This is a genomic window from Ruegeria spongiae, from assembly GCF_023502395.1.
GTDB classification, from domain to species: Bacteria; Pseudomonadota; Alphaproteobacteria; order Rhodobacterales; family Rhodobacteraceae; genus Ruegeria_C; species Ruegeria_C spongiae.
The window spans coordinates 54,279-78,419 of record NZ_JAMFMB010000019.1 but is presented as its reverse complement, the minus strand read 5'-3'; the positions used below and the strand labels follow the sequence as shown (position 1 = coordinate 78,419).

The following is a 24,141-nucleotide window of genomic DNA, read 5'->3' as shown; positions in this document are numbered from 1 at the left end:
GTGCTTCAGGCGCAGAGTGGCGGAAGCGGTCGGGAAAAATCAAGCAATTGATCTTTCCCACCCAAAGGCGCAGGTTCTGGCCTATGGCAACATCCTTAACATCGCATCGACCGCTGCTGGCGGTTGGTCTGAAAACCAGCGCGATCTTTCTGTTCACGCTACTGGCGGCGCTCATCAAGTCTCTGGACGGAGAGATTCCGACTGGTCAGGCGGTGTTCTTTCGGTCTTTCTGCGCGATCCCGGTGATTGTCGTCTGGCTGGTCCTGAAGGGCGAGCTGCGCCACGGGCTGATCGCCCGCAACCCGATGGGCCATTTCTGGCGCGGGGTGCTGGGTACGACAGCAATGGCTCTGACCTTTACCGGACTGGCGCTGATCCCGCTGCCTGAGGCAACCGCGATAGGATACGCCACGCCGATTTTCACCATCATCCTCGCCTCGATCATGCTGGGGGAACGGGTGCGGCTGATCCGGATTTCCGCTGTCGCCATCGGGCTGCTGGGCGTTCTGATCATGATCTGGCCGCGTCTGGGCACAGGCGGAGGCTTGCAGGATACTGCCACCATAGGCGCGTTGCTGATCCTGGCGGCGACCTGCGCACGGTCCTTCGTGCAGATCCACATCCGGCAATTGGTGGCCACCGACCATACGGCGGCGATTGCCTTCTACTTCTCGGTCACCGCCTCACTCCTGTCGCTGACCACCTGGTTCTTCGGCTGGGTCACGCCAACGCCCGAACAATTGGCCAAGCTGATTGCCGCCGGGGTCATCGGCGGGGTGGCGCAGATATTGGTGACCTCTTCTTATCGCTTTGGCCCGGCCTCGATGCTGGCGCCGATCGATTATGCCTCGATGCTGTTTGCGGTGCTGATCGGCTATGTCTGGTTCGGAGACTGGCCGACGCCGGTGATCCTGACAGGTGCCGCGCTGGTCATCGCGGGCAATGTCATTGTGGTCTGGCGCGAACATCAGCTGGGGCTGGAGCGCAGCAAGACCCGCGCCCTGCGCCTGCCGAAAAGCTGAGCTTTACCTTTCCGTCACGCGCAATAATGTGGGCCAATCGAAACCCCGAGGACAGATCATGACCGACGCCCCTGACCAAGACGCCAAGGCCCATAAGGAAAAGATGAATGAGGTGCAGGCCAAGCATCGCGCCAAGACCTCTGAACTGCAGGATCCGGAACGGGGTCTGGTGCTGGTGCATACGGGCAAGGGCAAGGGCAAATCCTCGTCCGCTTTCGGCGTGGTGGTGCGAGCGCTGGGCTGGGGTCAGAAAGTGGGTGTGGTGCAATTCATCAAGGGCAAGTGGAAAACCGGTGAGCGGCGGTTCTTCGAGGACCATGGCGGCGTCACCTGGCACACGATGGGCGAAGGGTTTACCTGGGACACGCAAGACCGCGACCGCGACATCGCCGCCGCCAAATCCGCCTTTGGCAAGGCCTGTGATCTGATGGCCAGCGGTGACTATGATCTGGTGGTTCTGGACGAGATCAATATCGCGCTGCGCTATGAATACCTGAGCGTCGAGGATGTGCTGGCGGGGCTGGAGGGGCGCGCGGACAAGACCGGCGTGATCCTGACCGGGCGCGACGCGCCGCCAGCGCTGTGCGATTATGCCGACCTGGTGACCGAAATGAGTGAGGTTAAGCACCCGTTTCAGGCCGGTATCAAAGCCCAGCGCGGCGTCGATTTCTGATCGTCGGAGGGGCTATGAGGTATCGCTGGAAACATGGCGCGCCGCGCTGCGCCTTTGTCACCGGGGCGGCAAGCGGGCTTGGCCTGATTGTCGCCAGAACGCTGATCGCTGAGGGCAGCTCGGTTGCCCTGTTCGACCTGCGTTTCTCGCAAGAACTTCGGGGGGATTTGCAAGCGGCAGGAAAGCCCGGTCAGAAGGTCGAATTCTACGAGTTTGATATCTCGGACCGGGGTGCGGTTCATACTGCAGTGGATGTGGCTGCCGCTGCGGTTGGTCCGCCCGATCTGGCTCTGAATGCGGCGGGCATCCTGCTGGCGGCTCCTTATGGGCAGATCGACGATGACGGCTTTCGCAAGGTGATCGAGGTCAACCTGCTGGGAACCCACTATTTCGCCAGCGCCGTGCTGAACCATATGCAGCGCGGCGGTCATCTGGCGCTGATCGCCTCGATGGCGGGCAAGATCGGCAACTACGCCTATGGCGCCTATTGCGCGTCAAAATTCGGCGTTACGGGGATCGCCGAGGTGCTCAGGGTCGAGATGATCGAGCGCGGCATCGACGTCACCGCCATCTGCCCGGCCGAGATCGAAACACCGATGGTTCTGACCGAACGCGAGACCATGCATCCCGTCACCCGCGAGCTCAAGGCCTTCCCCGGTGTGCTGCAGCCCGAGCCCGCCGCCGAGATGATGCTGCGCGGTATCGCGGCGCGCAAACCGGTGGTGGTGATGGGGCTGCGGCCCAAGCTGACTTTGGTGATGGCCAGCCTCTTTCCCGGCGCGGCCCGCTGGGTCACGCGCCAGTTGGTGACCGGCGCGCTGCGCAAGATGAAACGCTCCGGTGCGGGCTGATCAGAGCGTGTTGCATCGAACAGGATTCAAAACACGCTGCCTTTCGGCTTCGCCTCAAACGCGCGTTTTGAATGAACTGATGCTGATTGGATGCAACGCGCTTTAGGCGCGCACCAGCTGCTCGTAGGCTTCAGCGATATCGCGGGTCAACGCGCCAACCTCGAACTTGTAGGGTCCGATTTCACCCACCGGAGTGACCTCGGCGGCGGTGCCGGTCAGCCAGCATTGCTCAAAACCCGACATCTCTTCGGGCAGGATGTGCCGCTCATGCACCGGGATCTGGCGGTCCTTCAGCATCTGGATCACGGTCTGCCGCGTGATGCCGTTCAGGAAGCAGTCGGGCTTGGGCGTATGCACCTCGCCATCCTTGACGAAGAACACATTCGCGCCGGTGGCCTCGGCCACATAGCCGCGGTAATCCATGAACAGCGCGTCCGAGCAGCCCTTGGCCTCGGCCTTGTGTTTGGAGATGGTGCAGATCATGTAGAGCCCCGCCGCCTTGGCGTGGACCGGAATGGTTTCCGGGCTGGGGCGTTTCCATTCCGCGATGTCCAGTTTGGCGCCCTGCATCTTGGCATCGCCGTAATAGGCGCCCCAGGGCCAGACCGCGACGGCCATATGCACCGGGTTACGGGCTGAGGCCACACCCATATCCTCGCCCGACCCACGCCAGACCACGGCGCGTACATAGGCATCTTCCAGCCCGCTGGCCTTGAGCGCTTCGGCCTTCGCAGCCTCGATATCGTCGACAGACCATTCCATCGGCATGTCCAGCGCCAGCGCCGAGGCGATCAGGCGCTCGGAATGTTCGCGGCTCTTGAAGATTTTGCCGTTGTAGGCGCGCTCGCCCTCGAACACCGACGAGGCGTAATGCATCGCGTGTGACAGAATATGCACCTTTGCATCCCGCCAGTCGGTCAGTTCGCCATCCATCCAAATCACGCCGTCGCGATCATCATATCCCGCCATGGGGTGCCTCCCGAAAAGGACGAATTTTCAAAAAGTTGCGCAAATTATGACCGTTACGGACATAAAGTTGCGCCAAAACTGCGACTCGATACCGCTTTACTATTGGAATGTCAACAAGACTGACATAAACTGCGTGAAACCAACCGGGAGGCCTCTGATGTCGGAAGCGCGCAGCGCCCCTGTTTATGGCGGCGAAAGCCTGTTGTTCCTGACCGACGAGCAATTGCGGCAGGGGATCGAGGCGATGTTCTTTGCCTATCGCGGCTTTACCGCCGATCCCGACCGGATTCTGGCCGAAATGGCCTATGGCCGCGCCCATCACCGGGCGATCCATTTCATCAACCGGGCGCCGGGCACCACCGTGAACAACCTGCTCAGCATCCTCGGGGTCACGAAACAGTCGCTCAACCGGGTGCTGCGGACGCTGATCGCCGACGGTCTGGTGGAAAGCCGCGTCGGCACGGTGGACAAGCGCGAGCGGCATCTGTTCCTGACCGATGCGGGCCGCGCGCTTGAGACCAAATTGTCCGATGCGCAAAGGGCGCGGATGCGGACCGCTTTCAAGGATGCTGGCCCCGAGGCGGTTGCCGGGTTTAAACAGGTGCTTGAGGCAATGATGGATACAAGCATGCGACGCGCCTACCGAAACCTGAAGGACGGACCCACATGAGCGATCTGGACGCGCATCTGCTGATCGTTGATGATGATGAACGCATCCGCGATCTGCTCAAGAAATTCCTGATGCGCAACGGGTTTCTGGTCACCGCCGCCCGCGATGCCGCCCATGCACGACGGGTGCTGTCGGGGCTGGATTTCGACATGATCGTGCTGGATGTGATGATGCCGGGCGAGGATGGCGTCAGCCTGACCCGCAGCCTGCGCGAGACCCATACCACGCCGATCCTGCTGCTGACCGCGCGCGGTGAGACCGAACACCGCATCGCCGGGCTGGAAGCCGGGGCAGACGATTATCTGGCCAAACCGTTCGAGCCCAAGGAACTGCTGCTCAGGATCAGCGCGATCCTGCGGCGCATGCCCGACACCCCCGCCGAGGACACCGCGCCGAAGATCCTGCATCTGGGACCGATCCGCTATGATATCGAGCGCGGAGAGATGTGGCAGGGCGAGGATCTGGTGCGATTGACTGCGACCGAGAGCCAGTTGATGAAGATTTTCTCTGCGCAACCGGGCGAGGCCGTCAGCCGCACCAAACTGGTCGAGGATCTGGGCCGGGATCGTGGCCAGGCGCAGGAGCGTGCGGTGGATGTGCAGATCACTCGATTGCGGCGCAAGATCGAGCCTAACCCGAAGCAACCGCGCTATTTGCAGACCGTGCGCGGTGCGGGCTATATGCTGGCACCCGACTGAGATGTGCCGCTGCGCGGTGTTTTTTGCCTTCTGCGAGGATATTGTTGGCCAGATGAAGAACGGACCCCGATGAAGACTGCTCTGTTGACCCATGCCGATTGTCTTGCCCATGTAACGCCAACAGGACATCCCGAACGGGTGGCGCGGCTTGAACATATCCTGCATGCCCTGGAACCTCTGGCGCTGGAGCGGGTGACAGCACCCTTGGCAGCGGATGACGATCTGCTGCGGCTACATCCGGTCAGCTATGTCGATCAGATCCGGTCTCGGAGCCCTGCAGAGGGGTACGCGCAAATCGATGGCGATACCTTTATGTCGCCGGGTTCGCTGGAAGCAGCCTATCGCGCAGCTGGCGCAGCCCTGCGCGCGGTCGATCTGGTACTGACCGGTGAGGCTGGCAATGCCTTTTGCGCCATTCGCCCTCCGGGCCATCATGCCGAGCGTGATCTGGCCATGGGGTTCTGTTTCTTCGGCAACGCGGCGCTGGCGGCCAAACATGCGCTGGACCATCACGGTTTGTCGCGGGTCGCGGTGGTGGATTTCGACGTGCATCACGGCAATGGCACGCAGGAATTGCTACGCGATGAGCGTCGCGCGCTGGTGATATCTTCGCATCAGATGCCGCTCTGGCCGGGGTCGGGGCGTCGTGATGAAACCGGGTTTTTTGACACGCTCGTCAACATCCCGCTCAATGCCGGTGGCGGTGGCGCCGAAATGCGCGACGCCTATGAGCAACTCGCCTTTCCCCGGCTGCGGGACTTCAAGCCCGAGCTGATCATCATCTCGGCCGGATTCGACGCACATCAGGACGACCCGCTTGCCGGATTGAACTGGGCAACTGCCGATTTCGCCTGGCTGACGCGCGAGATATGCCTCCTTGCAGCCGAGCTTTGCGAGGGCCGTATCGTCTCGACTCTGGAAGGCGGATATGATCTGAACGCGCTGGCCGCCTCGACCAAGGCGCATGTGGAAGAACTGATAAAGGCAGCACAATGACCGACACGCCCGTGGACCAGATGAGCTTTGAGCAGGCGATGAAGGAACTGGAAGCCGTCGTGAGCCAGTTGGAGCGCGGCGATGTGGCGCTGGACCAGTCGATCACGCTTTATGAACGCGGCGCCTTGCTCAAGAAGCGCTGCGAGGATGAGTTGAAGCGTGCCGAGGAAAAGGTTGCCGCCATCACGTTGGATGGCGACGGCACACCAACAGGCACGAAACCCGTCGAAGGCATGTGATGTTCCGCGACCAGCTGAGGCAGGATGCGGCGCGGATCCAAGACCAGTTCGACCTGGTTCTTGCCGCCTATGACGATCTGCCTGTGACGCACGCCATGGGATATGCCACGCGCGGCGGCAAGCGGCTGCGCGGGTTTCTGGTGCTGGAAACCGCCCGCCTGTTCGAAGTCGATACGACCCGCGCGATCTGGCCTGCCACCGCGATCGAGGCTTTGCACGCCTATAGTCTGGTGCATGACGACCTGCCCTGCATGGATGATGACGATCTGCGGCGCGGCCAGCCGACGGTGCATGTCAAATGGGACGAGGCCACTGCCGTGCTGGCGGGTGACGCGCTGCAAACGCTGGCCTTCGATCTGGTGGCCCGCGTAGCCGTGGGAACGGCTGAGACGCGAATTTCCCTTGTACAGAGCCTGTCTGAGGCCAGTGGTGCAAACGGAATGGTGCTGGGTCAGGCGCTGGACATGGCGGCCGAGGCCGCGCCCGCGCCGCTGGATCTGGATCAGATCACCCGCCTGCAGGCGGGCAAAACCGGCGCGCTGATCGAATGGTCGGCCAGCGTGGGCGCGGTGCTGGCAGAGGCCGATCCTGCTCCGCTGCGCCAATATGCCCGGGCGCTTGGGCTTGCTTTTCAGATCGCCGACGACATCTTGGATGTTGAGGGGGATGCCGAAAAGGCTGGCAAACGGCTGAACAAGGACGATGCGGCGGGCAAAGCCACTTTTGTATCGCTGTTGGGTCTGGATCAGGCCAGATCACGCGCCGCAGAGTTGATCGAGCAGGCAAACGCTGCGTTGGAACCGTTTGGTTCACGTACCGAGACCTTGAAGCAGGCCGCGCGCTTCGTTATTGCCCGCGACAGCTAATCCGCGCTTGGAGGCGCCATGTCTGACCGTCCGAACACGCCCCTGCTGGATCTTGTGAACCGCCCTGCGGATCTCAAGCGGTTCAGTGATACGCAGTTGACACAGCTTGCCTCCGAGCTGCGGTCCGAAACCATCTCGGCGGTCTCGGTGACCGGCGGGCATCTGGGCGCAGGTCTGGGTGTGGTGGAATTGACCGTGGCGCTGCATGCGGTTTTTGACACGCCCCGCGACAAGATCATCTGGGATGTGGGCCACCAGTGTTACCCCCACAAGATCCTGACCGAACGCCGCGACCGTATTCGCACCCTGCGGATGAAGGACGGGCTGAGCGGGTTCACCAAGCGCAGCGAAAGCCCCTATGATCCGTTTGGCGCGGCCCATAGCTCGACCTCAATCAGCGCCGCTTTGGGCTTTGCCGTGGCCCGCGATCTGGGCGGAGTCACCCCCGAAGGGCTGGGCGACGCGATTGCCGTCATTGGCGACGGATCGATGTCTGCGGGCATGGCCTTTGAGGCGATGAACAACGCCGGTCATTTGAATAAGCGTCTGGTTGTCATTCTGAACGACAACGAAATGAGCATCGCGCCGCCGACCGGGGCGCTCTCGAGCTATCTCTCACGGCTTTATACCGAAGAGCCGTTTCAGGATCTGAAAGCCGCTGCAAAAGGCGCGGTGTCGCTATTGCCCGAACCCTTCCGCGAGGGGGCGAAACGCGCCAAGGACATGCTCAAGGGCATGGCGATGGGCGGCACCATGTTTGAAGAGCTGGGCTTTTCCTATATCGGCCCCATAGATGGCCACGACATGGACCAGTTGCTGCCAGTGCTGCGCACAGTCAAGGCGCGCGCCACCGGGCCAATCCTGATCCATGCGCTGACCAAGAAGGGCAAGGGTTACGCCCCCGCCGAGGCCGCCCGCGACAAGGGCCATGCCACCGCGAAATTCGACCTGGTCACCGGCGAGCAGAAAAAAGCGCCTTCCAATGCGCCCAGCTACACTTCGGTTTTTGGCAAGACATTGGTCGAAGAGGCCATGCGCGATGACAAGATCGTGGCCGTTACCGCTGCGATGCCTGATGGTACCGGGCTGAACCTCTTCGCCGAACGCTTCCCGTCGCGCTGTTTCGATGTGGGCATCGCCGAACAGCATGGCGTGACCTTCTCGGCGGCGCTGGCGGCGGGTGGGATGAAGCCGTTCTGCGCGATGTATTCCACTTTCCTGCAGCGTGGCTACGACCAGGTGGTGCATGATGTTGCGATCCAGCGCCTGCCGGTGCGTTTCGCCATCGACCGCGCTGGTCTGGTGGGGGCCGATGGTGCGACCCATGCGGGCAGCTTCGACATTGCCTACATGGCCAACCTGCCCGGCATGGTGGTGATGGCCGCCGCCGACGAGGCCGAGCTGGTGCATATGGTGGCCACAGCCGCCGCCCATGACGCAGGCCCTATCGCGTTCCGCTATCCACGTGGCGAGGGGAGTGGCGTTGACCTGCCCGAACGCGGCGAATTGCTTGAGATCGGCAAGGGCCGAATGATACAGCAAGGCGCACGCGTGGCGCTGCTCTCCTTCGGCACCCGCCTGTCAGAGGTGCAGAAAGCCGCCGAAGCGCTGGAGGCGCGCGGCATCCGCCCCACCATCGCCGACGCCCGCTTCGCCAAGCCGTTGGACCGGGAAATGATCCTTGACCTCGCCTCAGGTCATGAAGCGCTGATCACCATCGAAGAGGGCGCAGTGGGCGGGTTTGGCAGTCACGTGGCGCAACTGCTGGCCGAGGAGGCTGTGTTTGACAGCGGCCTCAAATACCGCTCGATGGTGCTGCCCGATACCTTTATCGATCAGTCCAGCCCGGCGGATATGTACAGCACCGCCGCCATGAATGCCGAACAGATCGAGGCCAAAGTTCTGGCAGTTTTGGGCGTCGCCACAATTGTTGAACAGCGGGCATGACAGCAACTGGTTGTATGATCCCCGGGATCAATGGTGCAGTTCATTTGTTGGGATTGCTTTGTTGAGCAATTCCTGTTGGAGGGTTCACTGTTTGAAACCAGCATTGTAGTTGGTGGGCACGAGCAGTTGGGACTCTACGAAGGCAATGTTGCACAAATCGGTTGATACCGGCAGTTCCGCTTTCCCCGGATGGGCTTATCCTGCGAGTTCTGTGACAGGTATGCCAAGTGTGGCGTAACGGTTGAGGATGGCGGCACGGATTTGGATTTCCGCGCCCTGCCGAGCAAAATCTCGCGCCATCAGCGATTGGCCCATCAGTTTCACACCGTGCATCTTGCTCTCGACGCGGCTTCTGCGGTGGTACCCACTCCATCCATTGCCCAGCAGGCGCATCCGCAGGATGCCGCCGAGAGGGGCCGACGTTACTTGTCGTGACTTCAACGGCCCGCACTCCCAGCGTTTGCTCGTCAATGCCTATGTGTATCTTTCGCCAAATGCGCCGCTTCTCTAATCGGGGGTTTGGGTCAAGCTCGTTTTCCTTCGTCGTTTGGGATCATTTCCGCTCATCCGGGTCACGCGTCTCGGGGATCGTTCAACCTCTTTGATGTGTGGATGTTCCAGCCCGTTTGTTCTGACCCGCTCATCTGAGCCAGATCATTGTGTCTTCTTCGTAAGCCTCGCAACTCAACCGTTGCCTGGTTCAATTTCTGCCACCGCCGCAAACCCTCCGATTGCACATCGAACAATGCCAGCATTCGGGCGTCTACGGCACCTGCTTTTGCAGATAGACTGAGATACTTCGCAAAGCTGCGTGTACGCGTCCGATGTGCGCGATGAACGGACGGGTTCAGTTCGACGCAGCAATGCAAAACATGGCGCTCATATCCGCCCGTCGCCTTACAGATTATGAAAGACGTTCCACCTTTCCTCCTGGCGCTGAGCAACCGTTTGATTGCCGAGACCATGTTCGGGATCATGGTTTGCCGATCAACTGGCTTGCTGTGGACAGTGAGGTTGGCTTTAGAGATTTCGAACGCAATGATGTTGGTGCGATTTATCTCGCTGATGTCACTGCTGATATCTTGGTCGTTATCCTTGATTATGCACGGCTGCGAAGGCCCTTCTACCGTTCGGCTGGCTGGGTTGATGTGACCGGAGGCAAGCCGATTTGCGACCCTAGATCAGGTCATTCCTCGGGGAGATCTGCCTGTCGTCAGCTTCCCGAATGGCCATCGGGGCAATCGACCGCCTTCATCATCTCAGAGAAAAACGGAGGCAATGTCTCACGCATAATCTTCGGTGGGATAGCGCATGGCGCGATGGGGGGCAGACAGCCCCCCTGCGGCGGTCCGGCTCAGAGCCGTTCGATGGCAATGGCAATGCCCTGACCGCCACCAATGCACATGGTGATCAGACCCTTGGACCCGCCGGTGCGTTCCAGCTCATAAAGCGCCTTCATGGTGATGATTGCACCGGTCGCACCCACCGGATGACCCAGAGCGATGGCCCCGCCATTTGGGTTCACCTTGGCCGCATCCAGCCCGAGTTCCTTGTTCACCGCCAGCGCCTGCGAGGCAAAGGCCTCGTTGCTTTCGATCACATCGAAATCATCCACCGACAGACCGGTCTTGGCCATCAGGTTCTGAACCGCCGGCACCGGGCCGATCCCCATCACCTCGGGGCGCACACCCGCATGGGCATAGCCCAGAATGCGTGCGCGTGGCTTCAGCCCGGCGCGTTCTGCGGCTTCGGCCCGCGCCAGCACCATCGCCGCCGCGCCGTCATTGATGCCCGAAGCGTTGCCCGCAGTGACCCGACCGTCCTTCTTGAACACCGCCCGCAGCCCGGCCAGCGCCTCAACAGTTGTTGCCTTGGGGTGTTCATCCACCTTGAAATCGACCATGTCACGGCGGACCTTGACCTGCACAGGCGCGATCTGGCTGTCGAACAAACCACCCTCAATCGCCGCCGCCGCGCGGATCTGGCTGGTCATTGCGAAACCGTCCATGTCCTCGCGGGTGATCTGGTGCTCATCCGCCACATTCTCGGCGGTCACGCCCATATGGCCGGTGCCGAACGGGCAGTTCAGCGCCCCCAGCATCATGTCGAGCGAGGCCACATCGCCCATCTTCTGACCCCAGCGGGTCGAAGGCGTGATATAGGGGCTGCGCGACATGCTCTCGGCGCCGCCTGCAACGGCGAACTCGGCATCGCCCAGCATCAGGGACTGGGTCGCCGACACAATGGCCTGCGCGCCGGACCCGCACAGCCGGTTCACGTTCATCGCAGGTGTGCCGTTCGGGATACCCGCCTGCATCGCGGCAACGCGGCTCAGATACATGTCGCGCGGCTCGGTGTTGATCACATGGCCGAAAACCACGCTACCAATCTGCCCGCCTTCGACGCCTGACCGTTCCAGCGCGGCCTCGGTCACAACGGTGGCCAGATCAATCGGCGCGGTCGAGGCCAGCGCCCCGCCAAAGGTGCCAATAGCGGTGCGCGCACCATCCAGAATTACGACATCGGTCATGTATCACTCCTCACGATTTTGCGCGGAGTATGCACTTGGCCCTGTGCAGTGTCCCATGGGACGTGGGGTCACATCTGCAATTGACAAACATCTCCGTGACGCGCAGAAAATCCGTCATGACGGAAAGCCCTGACGATATCCTGAACCGCCTGCCAGCCCGGCTGAAAGAGGCCCGCCGCGCGCAGGGTTTGTCGCTCGAGGCAGTGTCCAATCTCAGCGGTGTGTCCCGCTCGATGGTCAGCCAGATCGAGCGCGGCGAGAGCAGCCCGACCATCGCCATCCTGTGGAACCTGACCCGCGCTTTGCAGGTCGATTTCGCCGGACTGCTGGAGGATGGCGACAGTACCGACAAGATCGAGGTCCTGCGCCGGGACGAAGTGCCCAGCATCGACAATATGGGTCAGGGATGCCGCATTCGCATCCTGTCCCCGCCCGAAGAGGCGGGCGGGCATGAGGTCTATGACATCCGCTTCGAGGCAGAGGGTATCCTCAGCAGCCAGCCCCATATGCGCGGCGCGCAAGAACAGCTGACGGTGCTGGAAGGCACTGTGCGGGTCACCTCGGGCACGGCGGTCAGTGATCTGGAGGCCGGCGACACGGCGCGCTACGCCGCAGACGTACCGCATGCCATCGCGGCACGGGACGGTGCGGCGCGGGTTTTCCTGATCGTCAAGAATGCCTGATCGATTTCCGTCTTTACGGATTTTTTTCCAGTATCGTGAAATCCCCTATTTGGGAATCCCATCCGTTATGCTAGATGTGCGACTCAAATGGAGGTCGCCATGTCGCACGCATTTCTGTCGCAAATCTCTGACACGCTCGCTCAGATCGAGGCCGAGGGGCTCTATAAACGCGAGCGAATGATCACCTCGCCGCAAGGCGGCGAGATCACCGTGGGTGGACGGCAGGTCATCAACCTGTGCGCCAACAACTATCTGGGTCTGGCCGATCACCCCGATCTGATTGCCGCGGCTCGCGACGCAATGGAACCCAAGGGTTTTGGGATGGCCTCGGTCCGGTTTATCTGCGGCACGCAGGACATTCACCGGGAGCTGGAACACAGGCTGGCGACATTTCTGAAAAAGGATGATGCGATCCTGTTCGCGGCCTGCTTCGATGCCAATGGCGGGCTGTTTGAGCCCTTGTTAGGGCCTGAAGACGCCATCATCTCGGACAGTCTGAACCATGCCTCGATCATCGACGGGGTGCGGCTGTGCAAGGCCAAACGCTACCGCTATCTGAACAACGACATGAACGACCTCGAAGCCTGGCTGAAACAGGCGCGCGAGGACGGGGCACGCCATATCATGATCGCCACCGATGGCGTGTTCTCGATGGATGGCTACCTGGCCAACCTGCCGAAGATTCGCGAGTTGGCGGATAAATACGATGCCATCGTGATGGTCGATGACTGCCACGCCACCGGCTTCATGGGGCCGAACGGCGCGGGCACGCCGGATCATTTCGGTGTCGACGTGGACATCCTAACCGGGACGCTGGGCAAGGCATTGGGGGGGGCAATCGGCGGTTACATCGCCGGGCCGCAGCCAGTGATCGACCTGCTGCGGCAGCGGGCGCGGCCCTATCTGTTCTCGAACTCGCTGCCGCCGTCCATCGTCGCCGCCGGGCTGGAAGCGATCCGTCTTGTCGAAAAAGGCGCCGACCTGCGCGCGCGGCTTTTCGACAACGCCAACCACTGGCGTGCCGGGCTGGAGAAACTTGGCTTTGACCTGTTGCCGGGCGAGCATCCGATCATCCCGGTGATGCTGGGCGAAGCGCAGCTGGCGCAGGACATGGCGACGCGGCTGTTTGATGAGGGTGTTTATGTCTCGGGCTTCTTCTTTCCAGTGGTGCCGCGCGGCCAGGCGCGGATCAGAACCCAGATGAATGCGGCTCTGACAAGGGACGAACTGGACCGTGCGCTGGCAGCCTTTGGCAAGGTCGGCAAGGCTTTGGGGGTGATCTGATGCGACCCAACACGATGACGGCGCTGGAGAAGTCCAAGCCCGAGGAGGGCCTGTGGATGGTGCAGGCACCTGTGCCTGAAATTGGCCCGGACGAGGTACTGATCCGGGTGACCAAGACCGGCATCTGCGGCACCGATATCCATATCTGGAACTGGGATGACTGGGCTGCTTCGACCGTGCCGGTGCCGATGATCACTGGCCACGAGTTTGCGGGTGAAATCGTCGAGATTGGTAAGGATGTGACCGGGTTGGAGATCGGTCAGCGTTGCTCGGGCGAGGGGCATCTGATCGGAACCGAAAGCCGTCAGAGCCGGGCGGGCAAGTTCCACCTTGACCCCGGCACGCGCGGGATTGGCGTGAACGAACAGGGAGCTTTTGCGCAATATCTCAAGCTGCCCGCCTTCAATGTGGTGCCATTACCGGACGACGTTCCGGATGAAATCGGCGCCATTCTCGACCCGCTGGGCAATGCGGTGCACACCGCGCTCAGCTTTGATCTTCTGGGCGAGGATGTGTTGATCACCGGCGCAGGCCCCATCGGCATCATGGCGGCGGCGGTTGCCCGCCATGCGGGTGCGCGCAATGTGGTGATCACCGATATCAACCCTGACCGGTTGAATCTGGCCGAACATGTGGTGCCGACGGTGCGGGTGGTGGATGTCAGCCGCGAGGATCTGGGTGATGTCATCGCGGCTCTGGGTCTGAAGGAAGGGTTTGATGTGGGGCTAGAGATGTCGGGCTCGCAGGTGGCGCTGGACCAGATGGTCGAGGCACTGGTGATGGGCGGTAAGATCGCGTTGTTGGGCATTCCTCCGGGCAAGTCTCCGGTGGATTGGAGCCGGATCGTGTTCAAGGCGATCACCATCAAGGGTGTCTATGGCCGCGAGATGTTCGAAACCTGGTACAAGATGATTGCCATGCTGCAGAACGGTTTGGATGTGAGCCGGGTGATCACGCACCGGTTTGGTGTCGATGACTTTGCGCAGGGCTTTTCAGCGATGAAATCGGGGCAATCCGGCAAAGTCGTGCTGGATTGGAGCGGAGGTTAGGGCAAAAGCGGGACACGTCCGCGATTGGTTAAAACACTGCAATTCGAGCCTTCGAACACAGCCGTGGTAAGAGGCTGGCCATAACCGGCTCCGCTGTCCAGATTGATCCGGTTTCCGTAGTGGCTGGGAACATCGACCGGTGTGTGGCCATGCACGATCAGCTTTGGATGTGGCTCTAAACAGGCGTGAAAGCTTTGCCTGATCCAGACCAGATCGTTCTCACTCTGCTGGGTCAAAGGCACGCCGGGGCGGATGCCGGCGTGGACAAAGGCCAGATCGGGCGTTTCGAACATCGGTTGCAACCCGCGCAGGAAATCGACATGGGCCTGCGGTATGATCTCTTTTGCACTGGCATGCAAATCCGCAAGCCGGGTCCGCGCTTCGAAGGTCACGCCATAGCTTTGAAGCGTTTCAACGCCACCAAGCCGGTCGTGCAGCCAGTGATAGCCGACCAGCATATGCGGGTCGTGGCGCGGCACGTCTTCCATGAACCACGCAAACATGCGGTCGTGATTGCCCAGCAGCGTGATCCAGTTCCGCTGCGCCTGCTGCCCCTCGATCAGCAGATCAATCACCGCCCGGCTGTCAGGGCCGCGATCGACATAGTCGCCGAGAAAGACGACGCGGGCATCCGCGCCGCCATCGGCCTCGATCAGCGACAGGGCACGATGCAACTCATCCAACTGTCCGTGAATGTCGCCTATCGCATAAATCGGGTCCGTCATCCGCGCCTCCGTGGCTGTTGCCGAGTTTGTGCCGCGTCGCGGCGCGAAGGGAAAGTGTTTTGTCGTGCCTTCACTGTACAAAAAAGGCCGCCCCGGATGGGACGGCCGATCTGAATGCGTATGGCGCCTCAGGCTACGTCGAATTCCAGCGGCTTGATCTGCTTGAACAGCCCCGTCTCGGCCAGCTTCGCACGTGCCTCGGCGGGAACCGGTTCGTCGACATAGAGCAGCGCGATGGCCTCGCGCCCTGCACCGGCACGGCCCAGTGTAAAGTTTGCGATGTTCACGCCGCTGCCACCCATGGTCTGACCCAGCGCGCCGATGATGCCGGGGACATCCTCGTTGGTGGTATAGAGCATGTGCCGCCCGATCTCGGCGTCGATATTGATGCCTTTGATCTGGATGAAACGCGGCTTGCCGTCGCTGAACACCGTGCCGCCGATCGAACGCTCACGGGTATCCGTCACCACGGTCACCTTGATATAGCCCTCAAAAGCGCCGGATTTGTCCTGATTGGTTGTGCTGATCTGGATGCCACGCTCTTTTGCGGCCACGGGGGCCGAGACCATGTTCACCTCGGGGTTGAACTTTTTCATGATCCCGGCGACTGCGGCACAGTTCAGTGCGGCCAGATTCATCTCGGCGGCGACACCGTCATAGAGAATGTTGATCGCCTTGACCGGCTCGTCGGTCATTTGACCGACGAAGCTGCCCAGATGCCCGGCCAGCTTGATCCACGGGCCCATGACCTTGGCCTCTTCGGCGGTCACGCTGGGCATGTTCAACGCGTTTTCCACCGCGCCGGTCAGCAGATAGTTCGACATCTGCTCGGCCACCTGCAGGGCGACGTTTTCTTGCGCTTCGGTGGTGGCGGCGCCCAAATGCGGGGTGCAGACCACGTTGGGCAGATTGAACAGCGCGTTTTCCTTGGCCGGTTCCTCGGCAAAGACGTCAAAGGCGGCACCGGCCACATGGCCCGATTGCAGCATTTCAGCCAGCGCTTCCTCGTCGACCAACCCGCCACGGGCGCAGTTGATGATGCGGACGCCTTTCTTGGTCTTGGCAAGGTTTTCGCGGCTCAGGATGTTTGCGGTCTGCTCGGTAAAGGGCACATGCAGAGTGATGAAATCGGCGCGTTCCAGCAGCGCGTCCAGCTCGACCTTTTCGACGCCCATCTGGTCGGCCTTCTCCTGACCCAGGAAGGGATCATAGGCGATGACTTTCATTTTCAGCCCACGGGCGCGGTCGCAAACGATGCCACCGATATTGCCCGCACCGATCACGCCCAGGGTCTTGTTGGTCAGCTCGACCCCCATGAACTTGGACTTCTCCCATTTGCCCGCATGGGTCGAGGCGCTGGCCTCGGGGATTTGCCGCGCCACGGCGAACATCATCGCAATGGCGTGTTCAGCGGTGGTGATCATGTTGCCAAACGGCGTGTTCATCACGATCACGCCTTTTTTCGAGGCGGCATCCTTGTCGATATTGTCGGTGCCGATCCCGGCGCGGGCGATGACCTTGAGGTTGTCGGCATTGGCGAGGATCTTTTCGGTCACCTTGGTGGCCGAGCGGATGGCGAGGCCGTCATACTGGGTGATCATCTCGGCCAGCCGGTCCTTGTCCTTGCCCAGATCGGGTTCAAAATCCACATCGATGCCGCGATCGCGAAAGATCTGCACGGCGGTTTCGCTCAGCTTGTCGGAGACGAGTACTTTGGGGGCCATTTCTCTGGTCCTTGATAATATAGAAAGGGGGCGGGGCCGCGCGGGCCCCGTTCAAGCGCAGAAGGCGTGCGTCAGGCCGCCTCGGTCTGGGCGGCAAGCTCTGCATGATAGGCCCATTCGAGCCAAGGCAGCATCGCCTCGATATCCGAGGTTTCGACTGTACCGCCGCACCAGATGCGCAGGCCCGCAGGGGCGTCGCGATAAGCGCCGATATCCAGCGCGATATTCTCCGCCTCCAGCCGTTTGGCCACGGCCTTGGCAAAACCCGCGCCATCGGCGATTTTTGCGTCGGTGAACTTCAGGCAGACCGAGGTGTTGGAACGCGTCGCCGCATCCTCGGCCAGATTTTCGATCCAGTCGTTCTGGTTGCAAAATGCGTGCACCGCATCTGCATTGGCCTCGGCAAGGGCGATCAGACCCTTGAGGCCGCCAACCGAGCGCGCCCAGTCCAGCGCAAAGAGGTAATCCTCGACCGCCAGCATGGACGGCGTGTTGATGGTCGCGCCGGTGAAGATGCCGTCGATCAGCTTGCCGGCTTTGGTGAGGCGGAAAATCTTGGGCAGCGGCCATGCGGGCGTGTAGCTTTCCAGCCGTTCGACCGCGCGGGGGCTCAGGATCAACATGCCGTGGGCCGCTTCGCCGCCCAGCACCTTCTGCCAGCTGAACGTGGTCACATCCAGCTTGTCCCAGGGCAGATCCATCGCAAAAGCGGCGCTGGTGGCGTCGCAGATGGTCAGGCCCTGACGGTCATCCGCGATCCAGTCGCCATTGGGAACCTTCACGCCCGAGGTGGTGCCGTTCCAGGTGAAGACAACATCATTGGCGAAATCCACCGAGGCCAGATCGACGATCTTGCCATAGTCGGCGGTTTTGACTTCGGCCTCGACCTTGAGCTGCTTGACCACATCGGTCACCCAGCCCGCGCCAAAGCTTTCCCAGGCCAGCATCTCGACCTTGCGGTCACCCAACAGCGACCAGAGTGCCATTTCCATAGCACCGGTATCCGAGGCCGGAACGATGCCGATCTTGTAGTCAGCAGGGATGCCCAGGATCTCGCGCGTGCCTTCGATGGCGGCCTTCAGCTTGTCCTTGCCAATGGCGGCACGGTGCGAACGGCCCAAGGCGGCATCGGCGAGTTTCGTGAGATCGAATGTGGGGGGTTTGGCGCAGGGGCCAGAGGAAAAACGCGGATTTGCCGGCCGCGTTGCCGGTTGTGAAATAGCCATGATGCTACCCTTCCAGATAAGCGCCCCTCGTTGGGGAGGGGTGTCCCACGGACGGAACTACGGGGCGATCCGGGGTTTCACAAGAGCGAATTTGGCGTTAGAGCGCCGGTTCATGTGACAAACGCGACGCCGTCGCCGCCTATCGGAAACTTTGCACCCATGTATATCGCCACCCTGCTGACTGCTCCTGATACGCCAACGCTTGATCCGGCGCTGATCGAATCACTGCGCAATGCCTGGGGCGGGGGGGACGTGACCTGGCTCAGCCCCGATGAGGCGGCAGAGTTCCCGTTGCCCGCGATGCCCGACAATCGCTGGCAGGTCTGGGAAGATTTGCAGAAACTGGCGGTTGATCTGGTGGTGCAGCCCTCCGAAGGGCGCCGCAAAAGGATGCTGCTGGCCGATATGGACAGCACCATGATCCAGCAGGAATGCATCGATGAGCTGGCCGCCGAGGCCGGGTTCGGCGAACGGGTCAGCGCCATTACCGCTCGCGCGATGAATGGTGAGCTGGATTTCGAAGGCGCGCTGATCGAGCGTGTGGGCTTGTTGCGCGGGTTGGCGGAAACGGTGATCGACAAGGTTCTGGCCGAGCGGATCACCCTGATGCCGGGAGGCCGCGAGTTGCTGGCCACAATGCGGGCCAATGGCGGATATTGCGCGCTGGTCTCGGGCGGGTTCACTGCCTTCACAGCTTCGGTCGCGGCGCAGCTTGGGTTTGACGAGAACCGCGCCAACACGCTGCTGGTAGAAAACGGCGCGCTGACCGGCGATGTCGCCCGCCCGATTCTGGGCCGCGAAGCCAAGATTGAGGCACTGGAACAGATCAGCACACGGCTGGGGATTTTTGAAACGGATGTGCTGGCGGTGGGTGACGGTGCCAATGATCTGGGTATGCTGCAACGCGCCGGAACCGGCGTTGCGCTGCACGCCAAGCCGTCAGTCGCCGCGCAATGTGATGTACGGATCAATCACGGCGATCTGACAGCACTGCTGTATCTGCAAGGTTATGCGCGCAGCGAATTCAAGACCTGATCAGAACAGATCGAACCGCACCGGGTTCTGCGCCCAATAGACCTTGGCGGCAAGCAACAGCCGCTCGGTCGGGTCCTGGGTGGCGGCAAAGGGCACCGGCACACCGTTTGCCGCGCTCACCCGCTCCAATGCGGCCTGCGTGGACGGCCCGGCCTGACCATCGACACCCACTGGCTCGCCCAATTCGTTCAGCAATGTCTGCAACGCCCGGTCGATATCGCTGCGCGACAGCGTGTCCAGGTTCTGGCGCGCCAGAGCGGCGGGTTCCTCATTGGCCAGCAGCGAGGCCTTGGCCGCGCGTATCCCGGCTTCGGCCGCATTGACGCCCCGAGCACGGCCATTGAGGATAATGATCGCGCCGTTTGCGCCGCCCCAGGCATCCCCGCGTGCCAGCGCGATGTCATACCAGCCCAGCGCATCCTTGCCGGTCTTGCCCGGCACCTGATCGTTCAGGATCATCCGCGCGATGTTTGCAGGCGCAGTGGGGTGGCCGCCATTAGAGGCGCGCGTGAACCATTTCAGCGCTTTTTGCCAGTCGGCAGGGTTGCCGTCCAGACCACTCAGCGCGACAAAGCCCAGATTGTCGTAGCCATAGATGTCTTCGCGCTGTTCCGAGGCAGTCAGATAGCGCATGCCGCGTTCCGGCAGGTAGTGATCCGTGCCCTTGGCCAGAAAGTAATAGCCCAGTTCGTTCATCGAGAAGGTGTGGCCCAACTCGACCGCGCGCTCCATCAACTCGAACCCGCGCTGGCGTTCTTCGGCGGTCTCGCCATTGCGCATCAGGCGGCGGCCCAGCCGGTGCATGGCATAGGGGTCCTGTTCCTTGATCCCGTCTTCCATCAGGGCCAGTGCCCGGTCCGGCTCATAGGGGATCTTGGTCACGTCCCGGTCGATCCGCTTGGAATCGAGCAGCACCGCCAGACCGTATTTGGCCCGGATATGACCGGCCTCGGCCGCGGCCTCGAAATTCTCGTATGCCTTTTCAAGCTGCTTGGTGCTCTGTTGCAGCCGCCCAAGCTGATAGCGGAACCGGGCATTGTCGGGATCGGCCCGCACCGAGGCCTCGCAGGCGGCAAGCCCGCCCGTCAGATCAAGCTCGTTGGGCAGCCGGTAGACGCCCACACCGTTCAGATCCAGCGCAGCCCCCGCCGCCAGGTCACAGGGGTCGAAGGTCAGGTTCAACGCCACATCGACGCGCCTTGCGGTCCCGGCGCCTGAGGTGACCTCTACGCTGAAGCGGTCCGAGACTCTGGGGTCAATCAGATCCTCGGCCCTTATATCGGTGATATCCGGTGCGTAGCCAACGATCGGGCCAGAGGTGTCACCGTTCAAGACGATCGCGCCCTTCGCCGCAGCTTCGATCAACGCGGCAGAGGCAATGTCTGCGCCGATCAGATCCGAAATGGCATCGTCGAGCGGGACGAGCCGGTCGAACCGCGCATCCACGTTCAGCACCTCGGGCGGCGCATCGCCGGGTGCGGCGCTGGGCGCATCGGCCTGGGCCTGCGTCAGATAGAAAGGCCGCACCAGGGTCGAGCTTTCCCACGGTACCTGGACACCGCCGGTCTCGCTATGGACCTGCTCGCGGATCACCGGGAAAAGCTGCAGGATATTCTCGCCCGGCGACGCTCGGGCCGCTTTCAGCACGGCAGCGGTATAAGGGCTGTTGCCGCCTTCCGCCCCATCCAGTGCCAGTGCGCCGGGTGAGGTCGAATAGGCGATCAGAGAGTTTAACGGGGTGCGGAACACCTCGAATCCAGCGCGGGTCTCGAACAGGTTGGCGTCCAGATCGGCGGCCAGCCGGATGCTCTGGAACGGATTGTCGCGACAGGAATCCAGAATGGCCACATGGGCCGAGCCGCGCGCCGCCAATGTATCAATCACCCGGTCAAGCGTCATTGTCTCCATCGGCAGATCGTAGACGCTTTCGAATTTCGCATCGATGGGCAGAAGATAATTCCGCCGCCCGATCTGGATGCCATGCCCGGCATAATAGAACACAACATCCGCCCCCTGCGGGATGTTGAGCACCGCGTTTCGCAGAAGCTGTTCAAAGCCGCGCTTGTCCAGGTCGTAGCCATCAAAGACCTTGAACCGGAACTCGCGCAGCAGCGCGGCCATGTCATGTGCATCCTTGGCGGCATTGCCCAGATCGTCGACATTGTCATAGCTCTGGTTGCCGACCACGATGCCGATACGCGGCCCGCCGCCCGCCAGCCGCAGTGCGCGCGTTCCTTGCGCATGCACGGGTGGTATCAGATTCAGCCCCAATGTTCCGCTGACGCCCAGAGAGGCGATCAGACGCAGGAAGTCCCGTTTGCTGACAGGCATGGATACACTCCTTGATTAGCCGCCCCAGCCGCCGCCGCCTCCACCGCCGCCGCCGCCGCCTCCACCGCCGCCGCCTCCACCGCCGCCGCCTTCGCGGTTATCGCCAGGCAGCGGTTTGATTTTCGACTCTTCCGGCTCGGTTTCAGTCGTGACTGTGGTCGTGGACGCAGCGCGTGTTGCTTGCGGTGTCGTGGTTGTGGGTGCGGGTGCCGTCGTAACAGCCGGTTCGGGGGCTGTGGTTGTTGTCGTGGTGGTCTGCCCCGACCAGGGTGGCGTGCAGCCGGCCACAAGTACCGAAACTCCAAAAGCGACAGGGATCAGGGTCCTGACCATCACAAAATCTCCTAAAAAGTTATTCAAACGTGATCTGTAGAAGAACATTAACGGCTGGCGCTTTGCGCTGTCTATGAACTTTGCCACATTCCATACCGGTCAAAGGCCCGACCATCGCCGCCCCAATCATTAACATTTACGTTAATTAGCGCCTGTGTTAACAATCGCGCATGACGACTGTTATAAAAGCCTTCTCCGCCCTGTCCGATCAGACCCGTATGTCGATCGTCGAACAGCTCATGACCGAAGGAGAGCTTGCCGCCGGGGACTTGATCGAAGGGCGCGGCATGTCGGGCGCCGCCATTTCGCGGCATCTCAAGGTGCTGCGAGAGGCCGGGCTTGTCCGGCAGCGGGTGCAGGGCACCCATCGGCTCTATACCGTTGACGGGCATGGTCTGAGGGCCATTGCCGACTGGACGATTTCGAAACGCGCGTTCTGGGAGGCCAGCCTGGACCGGCTGGACGCCGCCATCACCCTGGAGGACCAAGCATGAGCGAGCTGCGGCTGGAACGCCACTATCCGATCAGTGCCGAGACGCTGTTCGCCTGGGTCAGTGATCCGGACAAGTTATTGAAATGGTGGGGTCCCGAGGGATTACATGTGCCCGAGCATGACCTGGATTTCACCCGCAAGGGGCCGTGGTATTCGGTCATGGTGAATGAAGAGGGGGAGCGCTTCAAGGTGTCGGGCCACGTCACCCATGTCGACCCGCCGAAATCGGTGGGCTTCACCTGGGGTTGGCATGATGACGCGGACGCGCGCGGGGCCGAAAGCCATGTGATCCTGACCGTCGAGGACACCGAGACCGGCGCGCGGCTGATCCTCGATCACCGCGATTTGAGCGATGCGGATATCGCCGCCAACCACGAAAAGGGCTGGACCTCGTCGCTGCGCAAGCTGGACGCACAGATTCAATAAGCACCAACCGGAGGGTTTCTTTATGCCGCAATTCATCTTTGCCTATCACGGCGGAACCCGCCCCGAAGACCCTGCCGAAGTCGAAAAGACCATGGCCGCCTGGGGCGCATGGTTCGAGAAAATGGGCCCTTCGCTGGAAATCCCCGGCGCGCCGGTTGGCATGTCAAAAACCGTCAGCGCCGCGGGTGTGGCCGATGATGGCGGGGCGAATCCGATCTCGGGCTACACCGTGGTCAAGGCTGATTCGATTGAAGCAGCCACCGAAATGGCCAAGGGCTGCCCGATGGTCGCGGACGGGTCAGGTTCCGTCGAGGTGGCGGAAATCATCGAGATGTAAGCCCGCCACCAGGCGCGTGACGGATCAGATGAATCCCTCGGCCGGATTGATGTGACCGCATTCGATGCCGCGTCGGCTGTGCAGAAGCGGGGTCATGAATTTGCGTGTCGCCGGGTGGTCGGGGTCGAGAACGCCCAGACTGACCAGGATCGCCGCGATGGCGCATTCGCTGGCCCGGGTCGTGCCATCCATGATCTTGAGCGCGACGCCCATACGCTTTTCCGGCAGGATCGCGACAAAGACCGCTTCGGCCCCGGTTTTGATCGCGGCCTTTCCACCGGCAGCGCGCATCAACTCGGTGCAGGCGCGGCGCTCGCCGGCAACCAATTCGGGGTGCCGCATCATCGCATTGGTCAGTTCGACCGCTGCCATGCTTTGGCGATCCGATCGGTCCGAGGCCGAGGCGAACCAGGCCATGGCCCGCGCAAGACCCGTCAGCGACGTGACGAAATTGGGGGCCGAGCAGCCGTCGATCCCATGCCCGGGGCTGGCTTCGCCGGTGACCTCTTCGAAGGCGGCCAGACAGGCCTGCTGCACCGGGTGATCCATCGCCACATAGTCGGGCCCAGCGCCCATATGCTGCGACAGAGTCAGAAACCCCGCATGTTTGCCGGAACAGTTGTTGTGCACCTGACAGGGCGTCTCATACGCGCGGATCAGCGCCTCGCGGGCGTCACGATCCTCGGGCACCTGCGGACCGCAGCGGAAGTCGTCCACGCCCAGCCCCAGGTGATCCAGCCACGCCCTGACCCGGTCGGTATGGATCGCCGCGCCCTTGTGTGAGGCACAGGCCAGCGCCAGATGTTGGGCGTCCAGCCCGTATTTTGCCGCCGCGCCCGATGTCAGCAGCGGCAGCGCCTGCACCATCTTGCAGGAGGATCGCGGAAAGATCACCGCATTGGGGTCGCCCCAACTGCGCACGATCTGCCCGCTGTCATCGCATATCACCGCATGGCCCAGATGCACGCTTTCCAGAAACGTGCTGCGCCAGACCTCGGCCATCGGTATCGGCTGCGTCATGAAAAACCTCTCGA

General features: G+C 61.7%; 25 protein-coding genes and 1 pseudogene. 16 read left to right on the top strand and 10 right to left on the bottom strand.

All coding sequences use genetic code 11. From position 1 onward, the window contains the following. Positions 1-83 precede the first annotated feature (83 nt). Genes M3P21_RS15240 through M3P21_RS15230 form a run of 3 tightly spaced genes read left to right on the top strand, consistent with a single transcriptional unit; the run spans position 84 to position 2,546 of the window. On the top strand, positions 84-1,022 hold the full coding sequence (locus tag M3P21_RS15240) for a DMT family transporter (RefSeq protein WP_249711165.1): 939 nt from the start codon (positions 84-86) through the stop codon (positions 1,020-1,022). Between the two features lie 58 nt (positions 1,023-1,080). Then, positions 1,081-1,695, top strand: a complete 615-nt coding sequence (gene cobO / locus M3P21_RS15235; protein WP_249711164.1) for a cob(I)yrinic acid a,c-diamide adenosyltransferase — start codon at positions 1,081-1,083, stop codon at positions 1,693-1,695. 14 nt (positions 1,696-1,709) lie between these two features. Further along, positions 1,710-2,546, top strand: a complete 837-nt coding sequence (locus M3P21_RS15230) for an SDR family NAD(P)-dependent oxidoreductase (RefSeq protein ID WP_249711162.1) — start codon at positions 1,710-1,712, stop codon at positions 2,544-2,546. A gap of 102 nt (positions 2,547-2,648) precedes the next feature. Here the strand turns inward: M3P21_RS15230 and M3P21_RS15225 are convergent, their stop codons facing one another. After that, positions 2,649-3,515, bottom strand: a complete 867-nt coding sequence (locus tag M3P21_RS15225; protein ID WP_249711161.1) for a branched-chain amino acid aminotransferase — start codon at positions 3,513-3,515, stop codon at positions 2,649-2,651. 157 nt (positions 3,516-3,672) lie between these two features. On the opposite strand from M3P21_RS15225, the gene M3P21_RS15220 reads away from it, so the two are divergent. The 6 genes from M3P21_RS15220 to dxs all read left to right on the top strand — a co-directional run bounded on the left by M3P21_RS15220 (position 3,673) and on the right by dxs (position 8,931). Then, positions 3,673-4,185 carry a MarR family winged helix-turn-helix transcriptional regulator gene (locus M3P21_RS15220; protein ID WP_249711159.1) on the top strand — a complete coding sequence of 171 codons (513 nt, stop codon included), beginning with the start codon at positions 3,673-3,675 and terminating at the stop codon, positions 4,183-4,185. Further along, positions 4,182-4,883 (top strand): response regulator, encoded by a 702-nt coding sequence (locus M3P21_RS15215; RefSeq protein WP_249711157.1) that lies wholly within the window; start codon positions 4,182-4,184, stop codon positions 4,881-4,883. Before M3P21_RS15220 ends, M3P21_RS15215 begins: the two co-directional genes overlap by 4 nt. A gap of 69 nt (positions 4,884-4,952) precedes the next feature. Continuing rightward, the gene (locus tag M3P21_RS15210) at positions 4,953-5,879 is read left to right on the top strand and encodes a histone deacetylase family protein (RefSeq protein ID WP_249711155.1); all 927 of its coding nucleotides are present in this window, start codon (positions 4,953-4,955) and stop codon (positions 5,877-5,879) included. Then, the gene (locus M3P21_RS15205; protein ID WP_249711153.1) at positions 5,876-6,118 is read left to right on the top strand and encodes an exodeoxyribonuclease VII small subunit; all 243 of its coding nucleotides are present in this window, start codon (positions 5,876-5,878) and stop codon (positions 6,116-6,118) included. The genes M3P21_RS15210 and M3P21_RS15205 overlap by 4 nt, the downstream gene beginning before the upstream one ends. Continuing rightward, on the top strand, positions 6,118-6,984 hold the full coding sequence (locus tag M3P21_RS15200) for a polyprenyl synthetase family protein (RefSeq protein ID WP_249711151.1): 867 nt from the start codon (positions 6,118-6,120) through the stop codon (positions 6,982-6,984). The genes M3P21_RS15205 and M3P21_RS15200 overlap by 1 nt, the downstream gene beginning before the upstream one ends. A gap of 18 nt (positions 6,985-7,002) precedes the next feature. After that, positions 7,003-8,931: a 1-deoxy-D-xylulose-5-phosphate synthase gene (gene dxs, locus M3P21_RS15195; protein WP_249711150.1), complete on the top strand. Its 1,929-nt coding sequence runs from the start codon at positions 7,003-7,005 to the stop codon at positions 8,929-8,931. Between the two features lie 195 nt (positions 8,932-9,126). On the opposite strand, the pseudogene M3P21_RS15190 reads toward dxs, so the two are convergent. From M3P21_RS15190 to M3P21_RS15185, 3 genes and pseudogenes are all read right to left on the bottom strand, one after another. Beyond that, positions 9,127-9,436 (bottom strand): annotated as a pseudogene (locus M3P21_RS15190) (IS5/IS1182 family transposase); the annotation flags it as partial. A 67-nt stretch (positions 9,437-9,503) separates the two neighbouring features. Beyond that, positions 9,504-9,908, bottom strand: a complete 405-nt coding sequence (locus M3P21_RS22740) for an IS110 family transposase (protein ID WP_373320035.1) — start codon at positions 9,906-9,908, stop codon at positions 9,504-9,506. A gap of 377 nt (positions 9,909-10,285) precedes the next feature. Continuing rightward, on the bottom strand, positions 10,286-11,461 hold the full coding sequence (locus tag M3P21_RS15185) for an acetyl-CoA C-acyltransferase family protein (protein WP_249711148.1): 1,176 nt from the start codon (positions 11,459-11,461) through the stop codon (positions 10,286-10,288). 116 nt (positions 11,462-11,577) lie between these two features. Between M3P21_RS15185 and M3P21_RS15180 the strand changes: the two genes are divergently transcribed. The 3 genes from M3P21_RS15180 to tdh all read left to right on the top strand — a co-directional run bounded on the left by M3P21_RS15180 (position 11,578) and on the right by tdh (position 14,477). Next, a complete protein-coding gene (locus tag M3P21_RS15180; protein WP_249711147.1) occupies positions 11,578-12,144 on the top strand; it encodes a helix-turn-helix domain-containing protein in 567 nt (188 codons plus the stop codon). Positions 12,145-12,243: 99 nt separating this feature from the next. Beyond that, the gene (locus tag M3P21_RS15175) at positions 12,244-13,428 is read left to right on the top strand and encodes a glycine C-acetyltransferase (RefSeq protein WP_249711146.1); all 1,185 of its coding nucleotides are present in this window, start codon (positions 12,244-12,246) and stop codon (positions 13,426-13,428) included. Between the two features lie 14 nt (positions 13,429-13,442). Then, entirely contained in the window at positions 13,443-14,477 is a 1,035-nt protein-coding gene (gene tdh / locus M3P21_RS15170; protein WP_249711204.1) for an L-threonine 3-dehydrogenase, read from the top strand. Here the strand turns inward: tdh and M3P21_RS15165 are convergent. From M3P21_RS15165 to M3P21_RS15155, 3 genes are all read right to left on the bottom strand, one after another. Continuing rightward, on the bottom strand, positions 14,474-15,202 hold the full coding sequence (locus tag M3P21_RS15165; protein ID WP_249711145.1) for a metallophosphoesterase family protein: 729 nt from the start codon (positions 15,200-15,202) through the stop codon (positions 14,474-14,476). The two genes, tdh and M3P21_RS15165, sit on opposite strands and share 4 nt — an antisense overlap. 128 nt (positions 15,203-15,330) lie before the next feature. Then, positions 15,331-16,926, bottom strand: a complete 1,596-nt coding sequence (gene serA / locus M3P21_RS15160) for a phosphoglycerate dehydrogenase (protein WP_249711143.1) — start codon at positions 16,924-16,926, stop codon at positions 15,331-15,333. 71 nt (positions 16,927-16,997) lie between these two features. Further along, a complete protein-coding gene (locus M3P21_RS15155; protein WP_249711140.1) occupies positions 16,998-18,152 on the bottom strand; it encodes a phosphoserine transaminase in 1,155 nt (384 codons plus the stop codon). A 159-nt stretch (positions 18,153-18,311) separates the two neighbouring features. On the opposite strand from M3P21_RS15155, the gene serB reads away from it, so the two are divergent. Next, on the top strand, positions 18,312-19,187 hold the full coding sequence (gene serB, locus M3P21_RS15150; protein WP_249711138.1) for a phosphoserine phosphatase SerB: 876 nt from the start codon (positions 18,312-18,314) through the stop codon (positions 19,185-19,187). On the opposite strand, the gene M3P21_RS15145 is transcribed toward serB, so the two are convergent. Both M3P21_RS15145 and M3P21_RS15140 read right to left on the bottom strand, forming a co-directional pair. After that, complete coding sequence (locus M3P21_RS15145) at positions 19,188-21,518, bottom strand: caspase family protein (RefSeq protein ID WP_249711136.1); 2,331 nt, start codon at positions 21,516-21,518, stop codon at positions 19,188-19,190. It lies immediately after the preceding gene. Positions 21,519-21,533: 15 nt separating this feature from the next. Beyond that, positions 21,534-21,851: a hypothetical protein gene (locus M3P21_RS15140; RefSeq protein WP_249711134.1), complete on the bottom strand. Its 318-nt coding sequence runs from the start codon at positions 21,849-21,851 to the stop codon at positions 21,534-21,536. A gap of 170 nt (positions 21,852-22,021) precedes the next feature. Here M3P21_RS15140 and M3P21_RS15135 point away from each other — a divergent pair, with 170 nt between their 5' ends. The 3 genes from M3P21_RS15135 to M3P21_RS15125 are packed head-to-tail and all read left to right on the top strand — an operon-like array spanning position 22,022 to position 23,107. Next, positions 22,022-22,345 carry an ArsR/SmtB family transcription factor gene (locus M3P21_RS15135; RefSeq protein WP_249711132.1) on the top strand — a complete coding sequence of 108 codons (324 nt, stop codon included), beginning with the start codon at positions 22,022-22,024 and terminating at the stop codon, positions 22,343-22,345. Further along, on the top strand, positions 22,342-22,770 hold the full coding sequence (locus M3P21_RS15130) for an SRPBCC family protein (RefSeq protein ID WP_249711130.1): 429 nt from the start codon (positions 22,342-22,344) through the stop codon (positions 22,768-22,770). Before M3P21_RS15135 ends, M3P21_RS15130 begins: the two co-directional genes overlap by 4 nt. A 22-nt stretch (positions 22,771-22,792) precedes the next feature. After that, positions 22,793-23,107 carry a YciI family protein gene (locus M3P21_RS15125; protein ID WP_249711129.1) on the top strand — a complete coding sequence of 105 codons (315 nt, stop codon included), beginning with the start codon at positions 22,793-22,795 and terminating at the stop codon, positions 23,105-23,107. 24 nt (positions 23,108-23,131) lie between these two features. Here the strand turns inward: M3P21_RS15125 and M3P21_RS15120 are convergent, their stop codons facing one another. Continuing rightward, positions 23,132-24,127 carry an asparaginase gene (locus tag M3P21_RS15120; protein WP_249711127.1) on the bottom strand — a complete coding sequence of 332 codons (996 nt, stop codon included), beginning with the start codon at positions 24,125-24,127 and terminating at the stop codon, positions 23,132-23,134. Positions 24,128-24,141: the final 14 nt, after the last annotated feature.